Origin of the sequence: Lysinibacillus sp. NPDC056185, from assembly GCF_047737915.1 — a bacterium.
Taxonomy (GTDB): domain Bacteria; phylum Bacillota; class Bacilli; order Bacillales_A; family Planococcaceae; genus Lysinibacillus.
The window spans coordinates 18,756-34,263 of sequence record NZ_JBLLLQ010000029.1 but is presented as its reverse complement, the minus strand read 5'-3'; the positions used below and the strand labels follow the sequence as shown (position 1 = coordinate 34,263).

The window sequence follows — 15,508 nt, the reverse complement described above, 5'->3', positions numbered from 1 at the left end:
AACGGCTTTTTCTTGAAATTTAAAAATTGTTATCTTTTAAACCGAAATAAAAAGACTGTAAACAAACTTGATAATCACCAAGTTTGTTTACAGTCTAAGCCACTGAATCAAGTACTTATTACTTTAAATAAAATATTTTCGCACTGTTTCAAAGCAATTATATTCCATAATTTTTTCGCCATATTCCTCTAAGCGATGGATTGTGAAATTTGATGGTATTAAAAATTCTTTAATAACGGCATTTCTATCGTGATGATTTAGTTCTTCATCTGCGTTCGCGAAATCAACTACCAAATAGTACCAATTTTCATATTTAAATAATGAGGAATCCACTAATTCATCTGTTATGCGTTTCGCTACAGGGATTAACTCATCAATATCTTTAAATTTATAAACATAAATATCTGTATCCATAAATAACTCTGATTCATCTAAGTCACCAAACTGAGTTAGTTGACTGAGAAGATCTTCTCCAACGTCCTCAAATGGGGCAAACATCTCTTTGTGTTCGCCAAATTGCGAAGAACCATCTAAGGTTTCACCGTCTTTTAAAATATGTGCACGTGTGACAATGATTTCTAAGCCTACTTCAGACGCATTGATATGAATCCAAATAGGACCTTCTACATCAAAGTAATCCTCCGTGTTTACTTCATCAATCATATCCCAAAAAAGTTGTTCACCCTTTGCTCGATTGTACCAAATTTCTTCACGACTATAGCCGCGATCCTCTATATCATTGTACGTAATAAAGAGCTTGAGTGTATTTTCGTTTACACGTTCGATGTCCACTAGACCTCATCTCCCTTCACTGTCATTTGTCGAAAAACAGTTTTGTTTCATTAGTATGCTTTTATTCATTGTTTTTAACCTCATACCCCGTTTTTGTTTTTCAACCTTTGACCACACTACAGTAAAACCGTTGAGCAACCGAAATCAAAAATTAATTGTCCACAGTTGTCTCTAATTATATTGTATGCTGTTCTGTCATAAAATGAAAAGGATATACACCGTTTCACAGAAGATATTTGAATTATTGAAATTGTAGTAAACTATTAAGTTTAAATCAAGTTTAACATACTTTACGGAAATATATGACTTTTCCCTACTATTTATTATACTTTATATAGAAGGATTTACATAAGTAAAACACAAAAAAATAGATGTCACTATATGCTTGATGCATATGTAACATCTAATACTTATTCTATGCAGAATATGGAGATATTAGTTCACCATGCGCTGTGCTTCTTGCAATTGATACGCACGAACCTTACGAGGTAGGAAACGACGAATTTCATCCTCATTGTAGCCAACTTGTAAACGTTTCTCATCTAAAATGATTGGACGACGTAATAAACCTGGATACTCTTGAATTAACTCATATAAACGTTGTAATGGTAAGCTTTCAACATCAACATTCAATTTCTGGAAAATCTTTGATCGAGTTGAAATAATTTCGTCCGTACCATCCTCTGTCATACGCAAAATCTCTTTAATTTCACTAATGCTTAATGGTTCGGAAAATATATTACGTTCTGTATATGGGATTTCATGTTCCTCTAACCATGCTTTCGCTTTTCGGCAAGACGTACAACTTGGTGATGTAAATAAAGTTACTATCATACTGACACATCCTTTCCTTTTAATCATTATCTATAAACCAGCGTGTTAAATTAGAATTAATGTAATGTAATCTACATACCATTATACAGTACTCTGTGATGTTTGAATATAGTTCCAATAAAAAAAAGAATAACCCTATCACACAAAATTTTCTGTCTATTTATATAACTTTTCAAAGCAGGTTACTTCTTGGCATGTCTAATGAACTACTAATAATATTCCCATTCGCAGCACGTTTTAAACACTCATTTCGTGATTATTTTTGTTCTCATTTAAAAAATTTAAACGAGAATATTGTCAGTTCCGTGTGTACAATATAGACGTATATTTACTAATATTGGTTGCATTTTCAAATAAATAGTTTGTTACCATAACGTGTGGTTGATCTCCGTTCCGGCTGGGCGCTTTGTCGCTGACGCTTCGTTTTCGACAGAAAACATTTATTGCTGCACGGAAATAAAAAACCAGCGAAAATAGCATATAATTTTTTTCCAATAATGAACACCGCCAAAAGTCTGACTTTACCCACTTGCTTTTTACCGATCCTTTATAATATAATTTTTTGCAATCAATCAATTATGTCTTTGGTGGGTTCACCTCATCTATACAGATGGAAGACGGTTATTGAACTAAATAAAAAAACGCTGACGAAGAGTAGTACATATGCACTTTACACGTTAAGAGAGTCTGTGGTTGCTGCAAACAGATCGTGTAAGCATTTGGAATGGACTTCCGAGTTAGCTTTGTGAACGTCTTAGTTTCCTTACTGGAGTCTATTAGCAAAGCTCGTCCCTTCACGTTACGAAGCAAAGTGGCCGATTTAGGCAAGCTGGGTGGTACCGCGGATTCAAACATCATTCGTCCCTTCATTAGAAAACTAATGAGGACGCATGATGTTTTTTTATTTTGGATCAACGGATCAGGTCTTATGTAAAGACTAGCTGAGGTAACAAAATTCAAGGAGGAAATGACAATGACAACTATTTTTTCAGGCGTACAGCCAACAGGTATTGTAACTCTAGGGAATTATTTAGGTGCGTTTAAGCAATTCCCTGCATTACAAGATGAAGGAGATGCTGTTTATTGTATCGTCGATCAGCATGCAATAACAGTGGCACAAGATCCCAAGGAATTACGTCAAAATATTCGCAACCTAGCAGCTACGTATATCGCTACTGGAATCGATCCTAAAAAATCTACATTATTTATTCAATCAGAAGTGCCAGCACATGCACAGGCAGGCTGGATGCTACAATGTGTCGCATCGATTGGAGAGCTTGAACGTATGACACAGTTCAAGGATAAATCTCACGGTAAGGAAAGCGTATCTGCCGCTCTACTAACATATCCACCATTAATGGCAGCAGACATCCTTTTGTATAATACAAACATTGTCCCTGTTGGTGATGATCAGAAGCAGCATATTGAACTTACTCGTGATCTAGCAGAGCGCTTTAACAAACGTTATGGTGACGTTTTAACGATTCCTGAAATTCAATTACCGAAAGCGGGAGCTCGTATCAAATCACTACAGGAACCAACTAAGAAAATGAGTAAATCTGATCCAAATACAAAAGCGACAATCAAGCTTTTAGATACAGCGAAAGATATTGAGAAAAAAATTAAGTCTGCTGTTACTGACTCTGATGGTATTGTGGCATTTGATGTAGAAAATAAACCTGGTGTTTCTAATTTACTAACAATCGAATCTGCCATTTCAGGCGTATCAATTGACGACCTTGTAAAAAAATACGAAGGCGTTGGCTATGGTGGTTTCAAACAAGGCGTTGCAGCAGCTGTTATTGATCACCTGACACCAATTCAAGAGAAGTTCTATAATTTGGTAGAATCATCAGAATTAGATATTATTTTAGACGCAGGTGCTGAAAAGGCAAATGCAATTGCAAGTGCTACATTAAAACGCATGGAAGAGGCAATGGGCCTTGGTCGTGCAAGTCGCTAAAAAGAAGACTTTATCATAAAGATGATTGTAAGAGCTTGGCCAAAAAGAGAGCAACTTAAGAGTTACATTTTCTCTTTTTCATTTAAAGTTTTATCATAACCAAGATCAAGTACAACAGCGCATAACACAATGGCTGATCCAATGGCCATATAAAATGCTGATGTTTGTGCCATGAACTTAAAAACTACTAGCCAGGAATATCCGAGTGTCCGATAATTCAAATACAAAATGAGATTCCCTACTGAGAGAATCAATAAGCCATAGCTCATTAAAAATAAAAAGAGTCGGAACAAGATAAGGGCATCCTTTCTATTTCTTCTTAATTATCATCTATTCACAAAACTATAAAAAAAGACGTCAGCCACGTAAATTGGCTGACGTTTTTTTATGTTGTTGAAAGACTAATCAAACAGAATAGACTTATAGCAGTGAAGCGACTGTACATCTGTTGTTACTGCCACTATTTTTCCGCATATAAAGACGTTTTGCTGCAGAGCGGTTGATTGGAGTGGAGACTGGGCGACTCCTTGGGGATCAGCGATAGAGGAACGAAGGCTAAAAGCATCACATCCTGTGATAACGCCTTCGTGACCAACATCGTGTTGGCCCGAGACCCTGGAGCGAGCACCGCGAGTGAAGCGGCTCATCGGACGCCCCCAGGGAAGCTTTGCTCTGTGCGAAAGCGAAGCGACAGCAACAAAGCGCCCAGTCGGAACGGAAATCAACCCCTCGTTTTGCGGAAAAGCCTTACTTTATTTAATATGATGACACCTTAATTAACTGCCTGTTAAAGCCCGAATGGTGAACTATAAAAATCAGTGGGAGATGAAACCCCACTGATTAAAGTTTTACTTTATTATTCCTCGATTTTTTTGAATAGTAGACTAGCGTTGTGTCCACCAAACCCAAGTGAATTACTCATTGCATATTGAATCTCTGCTTTTCGAGCTTCATTCGGTACATAATCTAAATCACAATCTGGATCTGGATCTGTTAAATTAATTGTCGGTGGTAAAATGCCTTCTTTCAATGCTAGCGCTGTGAAAATAGCTTCAACACCACCAGCTGCACCTAATAAGTGACCTGTCATTGATTTTGTAGAACTCATCGCAAGCTTATAGGCATGTTCACCAAAGACTGTTTTTACTGCCTGTGTTTCAAATAAATCATTATATGGTGTGCTTGTTCCATGTGCGTTAATATAGTCTACTTGAGAAGCTTCTACGCCACCATCAGTTAAAGCTTGCATCATTGCACGAGAAGCACCTTCTCCTTCTGGAGCTGGAGCTGTAATATGATGCGCATCCCCTGTTGCACCGTAGCCAAGAACTTCTGCATAGATTTTTGCATCGCGGGCTTTTGCGTGCTCATACTCTTCCAAAATAACAATACCCGCACCTTCACCGATGATGAAACCATCGCGATTCTTATCGAATGGACGGCAAGCTGTTTCTGGATCTGTATTTAAAGATAATGCAGTATTTGCGCAGAAGCCTGCTACTGCCATTGTAACGATTGGCGACTCAGCACCACCAGAAATCATAACATCTGCATCGCCACGCTCAATTACTTTAAAAGCATCCCCAATGGAGTTTGTACCTGAAGCACAAGCAGTTACTGAACAAGAGTTAATACCCTTTGCTCCAAAGTGAATCGATACTTGGCCTGAAGCCATATCTGGAATCATCATTGGAATAAAGAATGGACTTACACGTCTTGCTCCACGCTCTTGGAAAGTTAAAAACTGTTGTTCATATGTTTCCATCCCACCGATTCCAGAGCCAATCCAGACACCTGCTCGTGGTGCTAGTTCTTCATCGATTGTTAATTGTGCATCTTCCATCGCCATGATAGACGCTGCTAAGGCATACTGTGTAAAACGATCCATTTTACGGGCTTCTTTACGTTCGATATACTTTTCTATATTAAAATCTTTCACTTCAGCAGCAATTTTCGCTGCGAAAAGATCTTTATTTAAACGCGTTAACTCGCCAACGCCAGATTTTCCAGCTTTAATGTTAGTCCATGTTTCTTCGATGCTATTTCCTAGTGGTGTAACTGCGCCAATTCCTGTAATTACTACTCGTCGTTTACTCATTGTCTTACTCCCCTCAAGCATTTTTCGTTTTTATTTTCCCCATCTTATTGTAACGGCGCCCCATGTTAAGCCACCACCAAATCCAACAAGTACTAATAAATCATCATCTTTTATCTTACCTGCTTCAAGCTCATCTACCAAGGAAATACCAATAGATGCTGCCGACGTATTCCCATATTTGTGAATCGTTTTTGACATTTTTTCCGGTGGTAGCTCTAAACGCTCACGAGCTGATTCCATAATTCGAATATTCGCCTGATGCGGCACTAAAAAATCTACGTCTTCTTTTGTTAAACCTACTTTTTCTAAAACGTTTACTGCAGATTCACCCATTTGACGAACGGCAAACTTAAATACTTCACGGCCATTCATAGCGATTGTATCTTGCTGTGTTAAATACAAGTTCTTTCCACCTGTGCCGTCAGCTCCAAGCTCAAATGATAAAATACCTCTACCTTCTGATACTGGACCAACAATCGCTGCACTTGCACCGTCACCGAATAATACAGCAGTATTGCGATCTTCCCAATCAAGTACTTTCGACAGCTTTTCAACACCTACTACTAAGACATATTTATAAGCATTTGATTCTACAAATTGCTTTGCTGTCACTAAACTATATATAAATCCTGCACAAGCAGCCGCTTGATCCATCGCAGCTGCATTGACTGCTCCGATTTGCTCCTGAACCATACATGCTACACTTGGAAAGTTTTGATCTTGTGTTACAGTTGCAACAAGGATTAAGCCTATTTCCTCTGGCGTAATACCTGCTTTTGCAATAGCCTCCTTAGCAGCAGCTACTGCTAAATCTGACGTATCCTGATCATCTGCGGCAAAACGACGTTCTTCAATCCCCGTGCGTGTTCGAATCCATTCATCCGAAGTGTCCATCATTTTTTCTAAATCAAAATTTGTAACGACCTTCTCCGGAACGTATTTGCCAATTCCTATAATACCAGCGTTCATTTAGCAACCCCTCTGCTTTCTTACTATCAATTATTAGTAACTGGTCATAATTATAACTCATAATGAAGGATAGGTGCAAGATGAATTAAATTTAACGTCTTAAAACTAGTAGTATCAATGGTCTCCAATCAACTTATATACATGCCATACGATTTAACAAATGTCATCTACAACTTTTAGAACTGATGCAGGAAAAAGCGTATTTTTGAGGATAAGTGAGGCTGAAAAATTTAATAATGGTGGTTAATGAAAAAAGCTGCAAATAGATCTGCAGCTTTAGTCTAACAATTGCTATTATCAACATCGTAAAAGTCGATATCGTAAAAAGATGAAAGGTGGCTCTCGCATGAATCTGCGTACGTCCAAACTATTCTCTAATAGGTCGTTAAGGATCACGTTTTCTTTGGAACACTTAGTGCTCTGAAGAAATCGCTTGATGGGTTGCAACACAGAAGGTTTCAAACGACGTGTTGTACGTTTCTTTTTGTTAGGTTTGCTACCGTAGTTGTGCCAACGTAATGGCTGACGCTTTAATCGTCTGGTGTTGCGGTGGTGTTTTTGATTCAATAAACAACGTTGAGTAATACGCATCCGCAATGGTAATCAAGTAAATCACAAAAAGTAATTGTTTCATTCAATGGTTCAAAAAATTCATTTCTCCCTTTATTCAGTTCTATAAAATTAGAATTGTCCTAGTTATAATACGAATGGTACGTAGAAAAGTTTCAAATTAATAATGACCAACGCATCACAGATGACCCAAATAAGCCACCTCGGTATGAGATAACTTAGAACTACAACATTAGCCTTTTTGCTCTAAAATTTCATACCTGCCAACAATAATGAAAAAAATCATGTTTCCACATTAATGTAGAAGCTAAGAAAAGATACACTTCCGGAAACAGCAGGAAATCGAAAATAGATATGAACCAATCGAATATTTTGCCATCTAAAATGTTCTCAATTGATGATTATCGTTGTTACAAATTCGCCATGTTTCACAGAAAAGGTTCTTTTTTTTTCGATTTATGTTATGATATGATAATGATATAAAAAAGTTCGGTTGAGGTGAAATTAATGCAATATATCGTAACATTCATATGGTCATTCCTACTAGTTTCAATGGTAAACTACGTAGTAAGCGCTGTACTTGGTGCAGATTTTGATTTCCAAACTGCTGTTGTCACATCAGTTGTATTTACAATTCTTGTTTTCATCATCGGTGCAGTTATTCCAAACGAGTCAACTCCAGAAGCTGCAGACAATCATTAATTCAACTAGAAAAAACCTGTTTCGCTCAATGCGGAACAGGTTTTTTTGTTATTTTTCAACGATGCATTGGCCATCATGCATTCTAATGTGCAATGTTTCTCCTGGTAATACTTCACCACGAAGCAATTCTTTTGCAACCGCAGTTTCAATATAACGTTGCACGAAGCGTTTTAGTGGTCTAGCGCCAAACTGAGCATCTGCTCCTTGTTCTACAACCCAGTCAATTACATTTTGTTCTACTTGTAAAGTAATTTCTTGCTCTGCAACTCGTTTGATAAGCTGTTCGACATATTTCCAAGCAATCGCTGTGAAGTGCTCATCCGATAGTGCATGGAACATAATGATATCATCCATTCGATTTAACAGCTCTGGTTTAAAGTGTTGACGAAGTGCAGCCATCACTAAATCCTCAACTGCTACATCTTCTTCTTTTGCTTCCATTAAATAGTTTGAGCCAATGTTAGAAGTTAAAATAACCACTGTGTTCGTAAAGTTGACCATACGACCTTGGCTATCCGTAATGCGTCCATCATCTAAAATTTGCAGTAAAATATTTGCAACATCAGGGTGAGCTTTTTCAATTTCATCTAATAATACTACTGAATATGGATTTCGGCGAACAGCTTCTGTTAATTGTCCACCTTCTTCATAACCAATATAGCCTGGAGGTGCCCCTACAAGACGTGATACACTATGCTTCTCCATATATTCACTCATATCAATGCGAATAAAATGATCCTCAGAATCAAACAGCTGTGCCGCTAGTGCCTTCGCAAGCTCTGTTTTACCAACACCTGTTGGCCCTAGGAATAAAAAGCTACCAATTGGTCGATGCGGGTCTTTAATACCAGCTCGAGCACGCCATACCGCTTCTGTAACAAGTTGTACAGCATTATCTTGTCCGACTACACGCTCATGCAATGTATCTTTTAAGCGCAATAATTTTTCACGCTCACCTTCTACTAATTTCGTCACTGGTATCCCTGTCCAGCGTGAGACGATAGATGCGATTTCATCAGCTGTTACCTCTTCACGTAAAATACGTGATTCCGTACCATTCTCTAATTGTTTTTCCATCTCTTGAATGTCCTTTTCAAGTGTAGGAATTTTGCCATGACGTAGTTCGGCTGCTTTATTCAAATCATATTTACTTTCTGCTTCATCTAAGTCACGACGGTATTTATCAAGTTTTTCACGTTTTTTCTGAATGCCTTGTAACGCTTCTTTTTCGGTTTCCCATTGTTTAAGCATACCCTCAGAAGATTCTTTCAGCTTTGTTAATTCATCACTGAGTTGCTCTAGTCGCTTTTTGCTTGCCTCGTCCTTTTCTTTACGTAGTGCTTGTTCCTCAATTTCAAGTTGCATAATACGGCGTTTTACTGCATCCAATTCCTGTGGCATGGAATCAATTTCTGTGCGAATCATCGCACATGCTTCATCGATTAAATCGATGGCCTTATCTGGCAGGAAACGCTCTGTAATATAGCGATTTGAAAGCTCTGCTGCCGCTACAATCGCACGGTCATGAATGCGTACTGCATGATGTAACTCAAAGCGCTCTTTCAAGCCTCGTAAAATGGAAACTGTATCTTCAATAGATGGCTCACGTACAAGCACTTGTTGGAAACGACGCTCTAAAGCAGGATCTTTTTCAATATACATACGGTATTCATCTAATGTTGTAGCTCCGATACAATGTAGCTCACCTCGTGCAAGCATTGGCTTTAGCATATTCCCAGCGTCCATCGCACCTTCCGTTTTACCAGCGCCAACAATCGTATGAATTTCATCTATAAATAAAATAATGCGCCCCTCTGAGTCTTTTACCTCTTTTAAAACACCCTTTAAGCGCTCTTCAAATTGTCCTCGATAACTAGCACCTGCTATTAAGGCACTCATATCTAACTCATACAGTATGCAATCCTTTAACCCCTCAGGCACATCGCCCTTTACGATACGTTGGGCTAATCCTTCTACAATAGCTGTTTTACCAACCCCAGGCTCACCTATTAAGACAGGATTATTTTTCGTTTTACGTGTTAAAATCCGAATAACATTCCGAATTTCTTCATCACGGCCGATTACCGGGTCCATTTTACCGTTTTTTACTTCTTCAATTAAATTACGTCCAAATTGTTCTAATGGTTTTTTGTCATTTGTTTGTTGAAATTGCATATTTAGCACTCCTTTTCAATAATGTTAAGCGGAATCCCGTTCGCCATTCTGTTTCATTAAAAATGTTTGACCTTTTTTGACTAACTTTATTTTACAACACACGACAAATCATAGCAAAGAAATAGTCCTAAAATTTCTTCACTTATAACTGGAAAATTACGTTATAATAAAAGTATATTTCTTAGATTTAGTAAATTGTTCACCTTATTTTGTAATAATTAAACAATTTTTACGTAAAAAGAAAGAGATGTGTTGAAGATATGACTATTATGGATAATATACAAGAAAAATTTCACGATCTTTTTCAAAAACACGGTGTTTTTATTAAAGTGAATAAGGATAGTAAAATTTTTTTAGAGGGCGAACGTGCGAAAGAAATTTATTATATAAAAACAGGAGCAATCTCGATTAGTCAGGAAACAGAGAATGGGAAAGAATTAACCATTCGTATTTGTGGTCCAGATAGTATTATTGGAGAAAGCTCATTATTTTGTAACCTTACGTATAATTCTATGACTGCTAAAGTTTTAGAACCCTCTAGTTTATATGTACTAAGCCGTGAATCATTGGAACTTTTACTAGTGGAACAACCTAATTTAATGGTGGAATATATGAAGTGGTTGCAAACAGAAAATTTAAAACATCAAAGTCGTTTGCGCGATTTAGTTTTAAATGGTAAAAAGGGCGCTTTATTTTCAACACTTATCCGCCTTTCAAATACTTATGGTAAGCCTTTAGAAAATGACACTATTTATATTGATCTCCCATTAACAAATACAGAAATCGCTAATTTATGTGCGACGAGTCGAGAAATGATTAATCGCATGCTTAATGACTTAAAGAAGCAAAATATCATATCCTTCGAAAAAGGTTATATTACCATTCACGATTTACAATTTTTAAAGGATGAAATCGCCTGTGAGAATTGTCCGTTACAAATATGTCGTATCGATTAAATCGTTACACGCAAAAACCCCGCTTATGAGTTGTAAGCGGGGTTTTTGTGGCATTAAAGCATTCTCTTAAGCAAAGCATAGTTGATAAAAACGGATAATATTCCGATAAAAGCTAAAATTGTTCCGATAAAAATTCATCAATAATAACATAGAGTTGATTTCCGTTCCAGGCTACTCGCTTTGTCGCTGACGCTTCGCTTTCGCGCAGAGCAGAGCTTCCTGTGGACGAGCGTCGAGCCGCTTCCTCCGCTGTTGTTGTTGCTGTCGCTACGCTTTCGCACAGAAAACATCCGCTCCGTGCAGGGTCTCGCCTGTCTCGCTTTCCCACGGGAGTCGAGTAGCCTTCCACTCCAATCAGCGATAGCGTAGAACTTTTATAAATTTTATATATTTCAAAAGTGAACGCTATGGCAACTCATCATAATCAAACAGAAGAATCTTATAACAGTAATGCTATTGTACACCTGATCTTGCTGACGCTCCGCTTTCGCACATAAAAACATTGCTGAAGTTTCGTTTTATCGCTATAAATTAAAGGAACATGCCAGAAGAAACATACTTAAGAGAAATAGTTGATTGGAGTGGAGGTTGGGCGACTCCTTGGGGAACAGCGTCACAGATGAGACCCTGGAGCGAGCAACGCGAGTGAAGCGGCTCATCGGACGCCCCCAGGAAAGCGCCCAGCCGAAACGGAAATCAACCCCTTTGCCGAAGAACCATACTTTATTATATTATCTAGGACACCTTAATTACATTGACACAATAGTTTTTCGACAGCAAAAATCCCCGCTTACTGTTGCAAGCGGGGATTTTTTATCATGCATTAAGTGGACTTAGCGTACTCCTAATGCCATTTTTGCATAGCGTGACATTTTGTCTTTTGACCAAGGTGGATTCCATACAATATTGACATTTGTACTTTTTACCTCTGGAAGCTCACCTAAAGCTGTGTTCACTTGATCAACAATAACAGGTCCCATTGGGCAGCCCATAGACGTTAGCGTCATTGTAACGGTTGCTACACCTTCTTCATCTAACTCTACATCATATACTAAACCTAAGTTGACGATATCAATACCAAGCTCAGGGTCAATTACATTTTCTAATGCACCGAACATGCTGTCTTTCATATCTTGATCCATCTGTATTTCTCCTTCCGTCACAGTGTTAACTTAATCATAGCAGATGCATCTTATTATGCCAAATGCTGTGCAAGCCATTCAGTTGCTGCTAACATACCATCTCGTGACACAGCATGGCCCGCTCTTTTATTAGCTAAGAACTTTAAGTCTTCTGGATTTGTTTCATAATAATTGCGTAAAGTTAAATAAAAATTATACGTTTCATTAAAAGGAACGGTTTTATCTAATTCCCCATGCCAAAATAACACAGGTCGTCCTGCGAATTTTTCTGGTGTTAGGCTGACATCATATTTAGCAAGAAGTTCATTCGTTTGTTGTACTTCTTCTTCTGACATTGGCCAATTCACACCGCTTTTAGCGAATTGCTGTAATTGATACTCCGCTAATTTAAGAAACCCTGGTGCACCCATGCATACTGCTGCTGTTTTAATCCAGTCATAACGCTTTAAACAGCCTGATGTTACAATTCCACCCATCGATGTACCAGCAACGCCAATTTTATCATCCACTAATAATTTTTTATTCTTTAATTCATTATATAATTGTTCAACTTCATGAATAGAATTTAAAACAATATCCCAAAAATGTAAGCTCATTTTCATCTCAGATAGGCCTTCACTACGGTCGCCATGTAATTTTGCATCTGGTAATAGGACACGCACCCCGCTGCCTACTAATTGGTATGCATAATGTAAGTTATGTTCTTTTGCGCTCATAAAACCATGTAAAAAAATAACTACTGGGGTTTTTTCATTCATATTTTCTGTATGTATATGTAATAAAGGAATATCTCCCCACAATTCTTTTTCAACAATCATCTTTGTCACTCCCAACTTTTGTCTATCTTTATGTTAGCAAACTTTTCTCTATGTGACAAAATTTTGACGTATGGTTTACAAAGAGATACTATTCAAATTATAGGAAAGGGGCAATGAGCTATGAAACCGCATTTAATCGTTTTAGACTTAGATGGTACGTTATTAACGGACCAACAACAAATTTCAGCCAAAACTAAAAAAACATTATTGCAGGCAAAGGAACAAGGTCATCAAGTGATGATTGCTACAGGTCGTCCTTATCGTGCGAGTGATATATACTATCACGAACTTGGCCTTACAACGCCCATCGTGAATTTTAATGGTGCTTACGTCCACCACCCGAAAAATGCTGCTTGGCAGACTAAGCATACTCCTATTGATTTAGGCGTAGTGCATGATGTCGTTGATTCCATCAATAGCTATCAATACGAAAATATCATTGCAGAAGTTAAGGACGATATTTATGTGCATACAGAGAATGAACGGATATTAAACATTTTTAATATGGGGAATCCAAAAATTACTCTTGGAGACCTCTATACCCATTTACTTGATAACCCAACTAGTTTACTGATTCAAGCGAATGAAGTAAATTCCACGATTATCCGTGATCATTTACAGGCTGTTCATGCAGAGGTCATTGAACATCGTCGCTGGGGTGCTCCACTTCATATTATTGAGATTGTTCGCCGTGGCTTAAATAAAGCAGTGGGAATCGCTCATGTAGCAAAAGATTTAGGTATTCCACGCGAGCGTATTATTGCATTCGGTGATGAAGATAACGATTTAGAAATGATCGATTACGCCGGCATCGGTGTAGCAATGGGCAATGGCATTCCTACTTTAAAAAATATTGCTAATGAAATTACCACAACCAATAATGACGATGGCATTGCTAAAATACTCATCGATCGCTTGAAATTATCCTAGTTAAGTAGTGATACCCCATTTTCTGGATCATCACCAAAAATTGTGGATGACACCTGTTGAAGCGTATACCAAGTTGATTGGAGTGGAGACTGGGCGACTCCTTGGGGATTAGCAACAGAGGAACGAAGGCTAAAACCATCACGTCCTATGATAACGCCTTCGTGACCAACATCGGTGCTACTACCGCTACGTTAGCACTACGCTTTCGTGCAAAAAACATCTGTTGGCCCAAGCGGCTCATCGGACGCCCCCAGGAAGCTTTGCTCTGTGCGAAAGCGAAGCGTCAGCGACAAATGTTTTATCTGCGCGAAAGCGTAGCGTCAGCGACAAAGCGCCCAGTCGGAACGGAAATCAACCACGTTATGGTAATGAGTCATTTTTTCATTTTAACTTTATTCAGAAGTACTCTTTATTCGATAGGTACTTATTGAATAAAGTTAAAAATCCTGGGTTGCAATTATACTGAAACTCGATATGATAATATATCTATATAATATTTCATTAGAAATAGTTTAGAGAAACATAAAGTGGAAAGTGAAAGCTCGACACTTGTTCACCTGTTATGTAGTATAGGTATTTGAAAACTTCTCATATAGAATATTAAATTAGGGGGACAAATGATGAAAATTTTTACTGATAGTGGATGTGATTTACCAAAGTTTTACTATGAAGAAAACAATGTTGAACTTCTTCCACTACGAGTGCAATTGAACAATAATGAATATGATGATGTCATTTCAATTGATTCCAAAGAAATTTACGATGCTATTCGTCAAGGAGCTCGCCCAAAAACATCCCAAGTATCACCAGAGATTTTTCTCAACCATTTCGAAAATCTAGCAAAGAATGCAGAGGAAGGGATCTATATTGCCTTTTCATCGGAATTATCAGGCACCTATAATACGGCAGTCATGATTCGCAATCAAGTGCAGGAGCAATATCCCTCCCTTAAATTAGCGATCATCGATTCTAAATGTGCTTCACTTGGTTTTGGTCTAGTAGTCGAAGAAGCGGTTCGACTTCGAAATACAGGTGCTTCATTGGAAGAAATCGAAGCAAAAATCACAGCTCTTACCCCACAAATGGAACACTTATTTACAGTTGAGGATTTAGATTACCTTGCTAAAGGTGGGCGTGTATCAAAGGCAAGCGCATTTCTTGGAGGGCTCCTAAGCATTAAACCAATTTTAAATGTAGAGGACGGTAAACTTGTGCCGATTGAAAAATCTCGCGGACGCAAAAAAGCCATCACTCGCATGTTAGATTTAATGCAAGAACGCGGCGATGATTTTTCTGAGAAAATTATTGGTATTAGTCATAGTGATGATGTGGACTTTGCCAACGAAGTAAAGGCTTCTATCCAAAAAAGATTTTCGCCAAAAGCCATTCAAGTAACAATGATTGGCTCAGCAATCGGCTCACACGTTGGACCAGGTACAATTGCCATCTTCTTTACGAATAAAAGCTATCAAGCTTAACAAAAACCCCCTCCGCACTTAAAAGTGTTGAGGGGGTTTACTCGATTGTTGAAGACAATAATCAGTGGGGATGAAAAAACC

12 protein-coding genes and 1 other annotated feature are annotated in these 15,508 nt (G+C 38.0%); of the genes, 5 read left to right on the top strand and 7 right to left on the bottom strand.

Features of this window, described 5'->3' with window-relative positions; translation table 11 throughout:
* Positions 1-123 precede the first annotated feature (123 nt).
* Together mecA and spxA are read right to left on the bottom strand one after the other, a co-directional pair.
* The gene (gene mecA / locus ACMZ42_RS21725; protein ID WP_370076731.1) at positions 124-792 is read right to left on the bottom strand and encodes an adaptor protein MecA; all 669 of its coding nucleotides are present in this window, start codon (positions 790-792) and stop codon (positions 124-126) included.
* Between the two features lie 435 nt (positions 793-1,227).
* Positions 1,228-1,623, bottom strand: a complete 396-nt coding sequence (spxA, locus tag ACMZ42_RS21720) for a transcriptional regulator SpxA (protein WP_024362527.1) — start codon at positions 1,621-1,623, stop codon at positions 1,228-1,230.
* A gap of 638 nt (positions 1,624-2,261) precedes the next feature.
* Positions 2,262-2,495 (top strand) — a binding site (T-box leader).
* A 104-nt stretch (positions 2,496-2,599) separates the two neighbouring features.
* Between spxA and trpS the strand changes: the two genes are divergently transcribed.
* The gene (gene trpS, locus ACMZ42_RS21715) at positions 2,600-3,589 is read left to right on the top strand and encodes a tryptophan--tRNA ligase (protein ID WP_415732753.1); all 990 of its coding nucleotides are present in this window, start codon (positions 2,600-2,602) and stop codon (positions 3,587-3,589) included.
* A gap of 856 nt (positions 3,590-4,445) precedes the next feature.
* Here the strand turns inward: trpS and fabF are convergent.
* A complete protein-coding gene (fabF, locus tag ACMZ42_RS21710) occupies positions 4,446-5,687 on the bottom strand; it encodes a beta-ketoacyl-ACP synthase II (RefSeq protein ID WP_415732752.1) in 1,242 nt (413 codons plus the stop codon).
* Between the two features lie 30 nt (positions 5,688-5,717).
* Entirely contained in the window at positions 5,718-6,656 is a 939-nt protein-coding gene (locus ACMZ42_RS21705) for a beta-ketoacyl-ACP synthase III (RefSeq protein ID WP_370076725.1), read from the bottom strand.
* A 1,077-nt stretch (positions 6,657-7,733) separates the two neighbouring features.
* On the opposite strand from ACMZ42_RS21705, the gene ACMZ42_RS21700 reads away from it, so the two are divergent.
* On the top strand, positions 7,734-7,928 hold the full coding sequence (locus tag ACMZ42_RS21700) for a YjzD family protein (RefSeq protein WP_370076723.1): 195 nt from the start codon (positions 7,734-7,736) through the stop codon (positions 7,926-7,928).
* A 48-nt stretch (positions 7,929-7,976) separates the two neighbouring features.
* On the opposite strand, the gene ACMZ42_RS21695 is transcribed toward ACMZ42_RS21700, so the two are convergent.
* The gene (locus tag ACMZ42_RS21695; protein ID WP_415732751.1) at positions 7,977-10,103 is read right to left on the bottom strand and encodes an ATP-dependent Clp protease ATP-binding subunit; all 2,127 of its coding nucleotides are present in this window, start codon (positions 10,101-10,103) and stop codon (positions 7,977-7,979) included.
* A gap of 269 nt (positions 10,104-10,372) precedes the next feature.
* Here ACMZ42_RS21695 and ACMZ42_RS21690 point away from each other — a divergent pair, with 269 nt between their 5' ends.
* Positions 10,373-11,059 (top strand): Crp/Fnr family transcriptional regulator, encoded by a 687-nt coding sequence (locus tag ACMZ42_RS21690; RefSeq protein ID WP_370076720.1) that lies wholly within the window; start codon positions 10,373-10,375, stop codon positions 11,057-11,059.
* A gap of 833 nt (positions 11,060-11,892) precedes the next feature.
* Here ACMZ42_RS21690 and ACMZ42_RS21685 read toward each other — a convergent pair.
* Both ACMZ42_RS21685 and ACMZ42_RS21680 read right to left on the bottom strand, forming a co-directional pair.
* Positions 11,893-12,201 (bottom strand): metal-sulfur cluster assembly factor, encoded by a 309-nt coding sequence (locus ACMZ42_RS21685; RefSeq protein WP_053596309.1) that lies wholly within the window; start codon positions 12,199-12,201, stop codon positions 11,893-11,895.
* A 53-nt stretch (positions 12,202-12,254) separates the two neighbouring features.
* Positions 12,255-13,019: a prolyl oligopeptidase family serine peptidase gene (locus ACMZ42_RS21680; protein ID WP_415732750.1), complete on the bottom strand. Its 765-nt coding sequence runs from the start codon at positions 13,017-13,019 to the stop codon at positions 12,255-12,257.
* Positions 13,020-13,139: 120 nt separating this feature from the next.
* Between ACMZ42_RS21680 and ACMZ42_RS21675 the strand changes: the two genes are divergently transcribed.
* Both ACMZ42_RS21675 and ACMZ42_RS21670 read left to right on the top strand, forming a co-directional pair.
* The gene (locus tag ACMZ42_RS21675) at positions 13,140-13,949 is read left to right on the top strand and encodes a Cof-type HAD-IIB family hydrolase (RefSeq protein WP_415732749.1); all 810 of its coding nucleotides are present in this window, start codon (positions 13,140-13,142) and stop codon (positions 13,947-13,949) included.
* 620 nt (positions 13,950-14,569) lie between these two features.
* On the top strand, positions 14,570-15,427 hold the full coding sequence (locus ACMZ42_RS21670) for a DegV family protein (protein WP_415732748.1): 858 nt from the start codon (positions 14,570-14,572) through the stop codon (positions 15,425-15,427).
* The last annotated feature ends 81 nt before the right edge of the window (positions 15,428-15,508 follow it).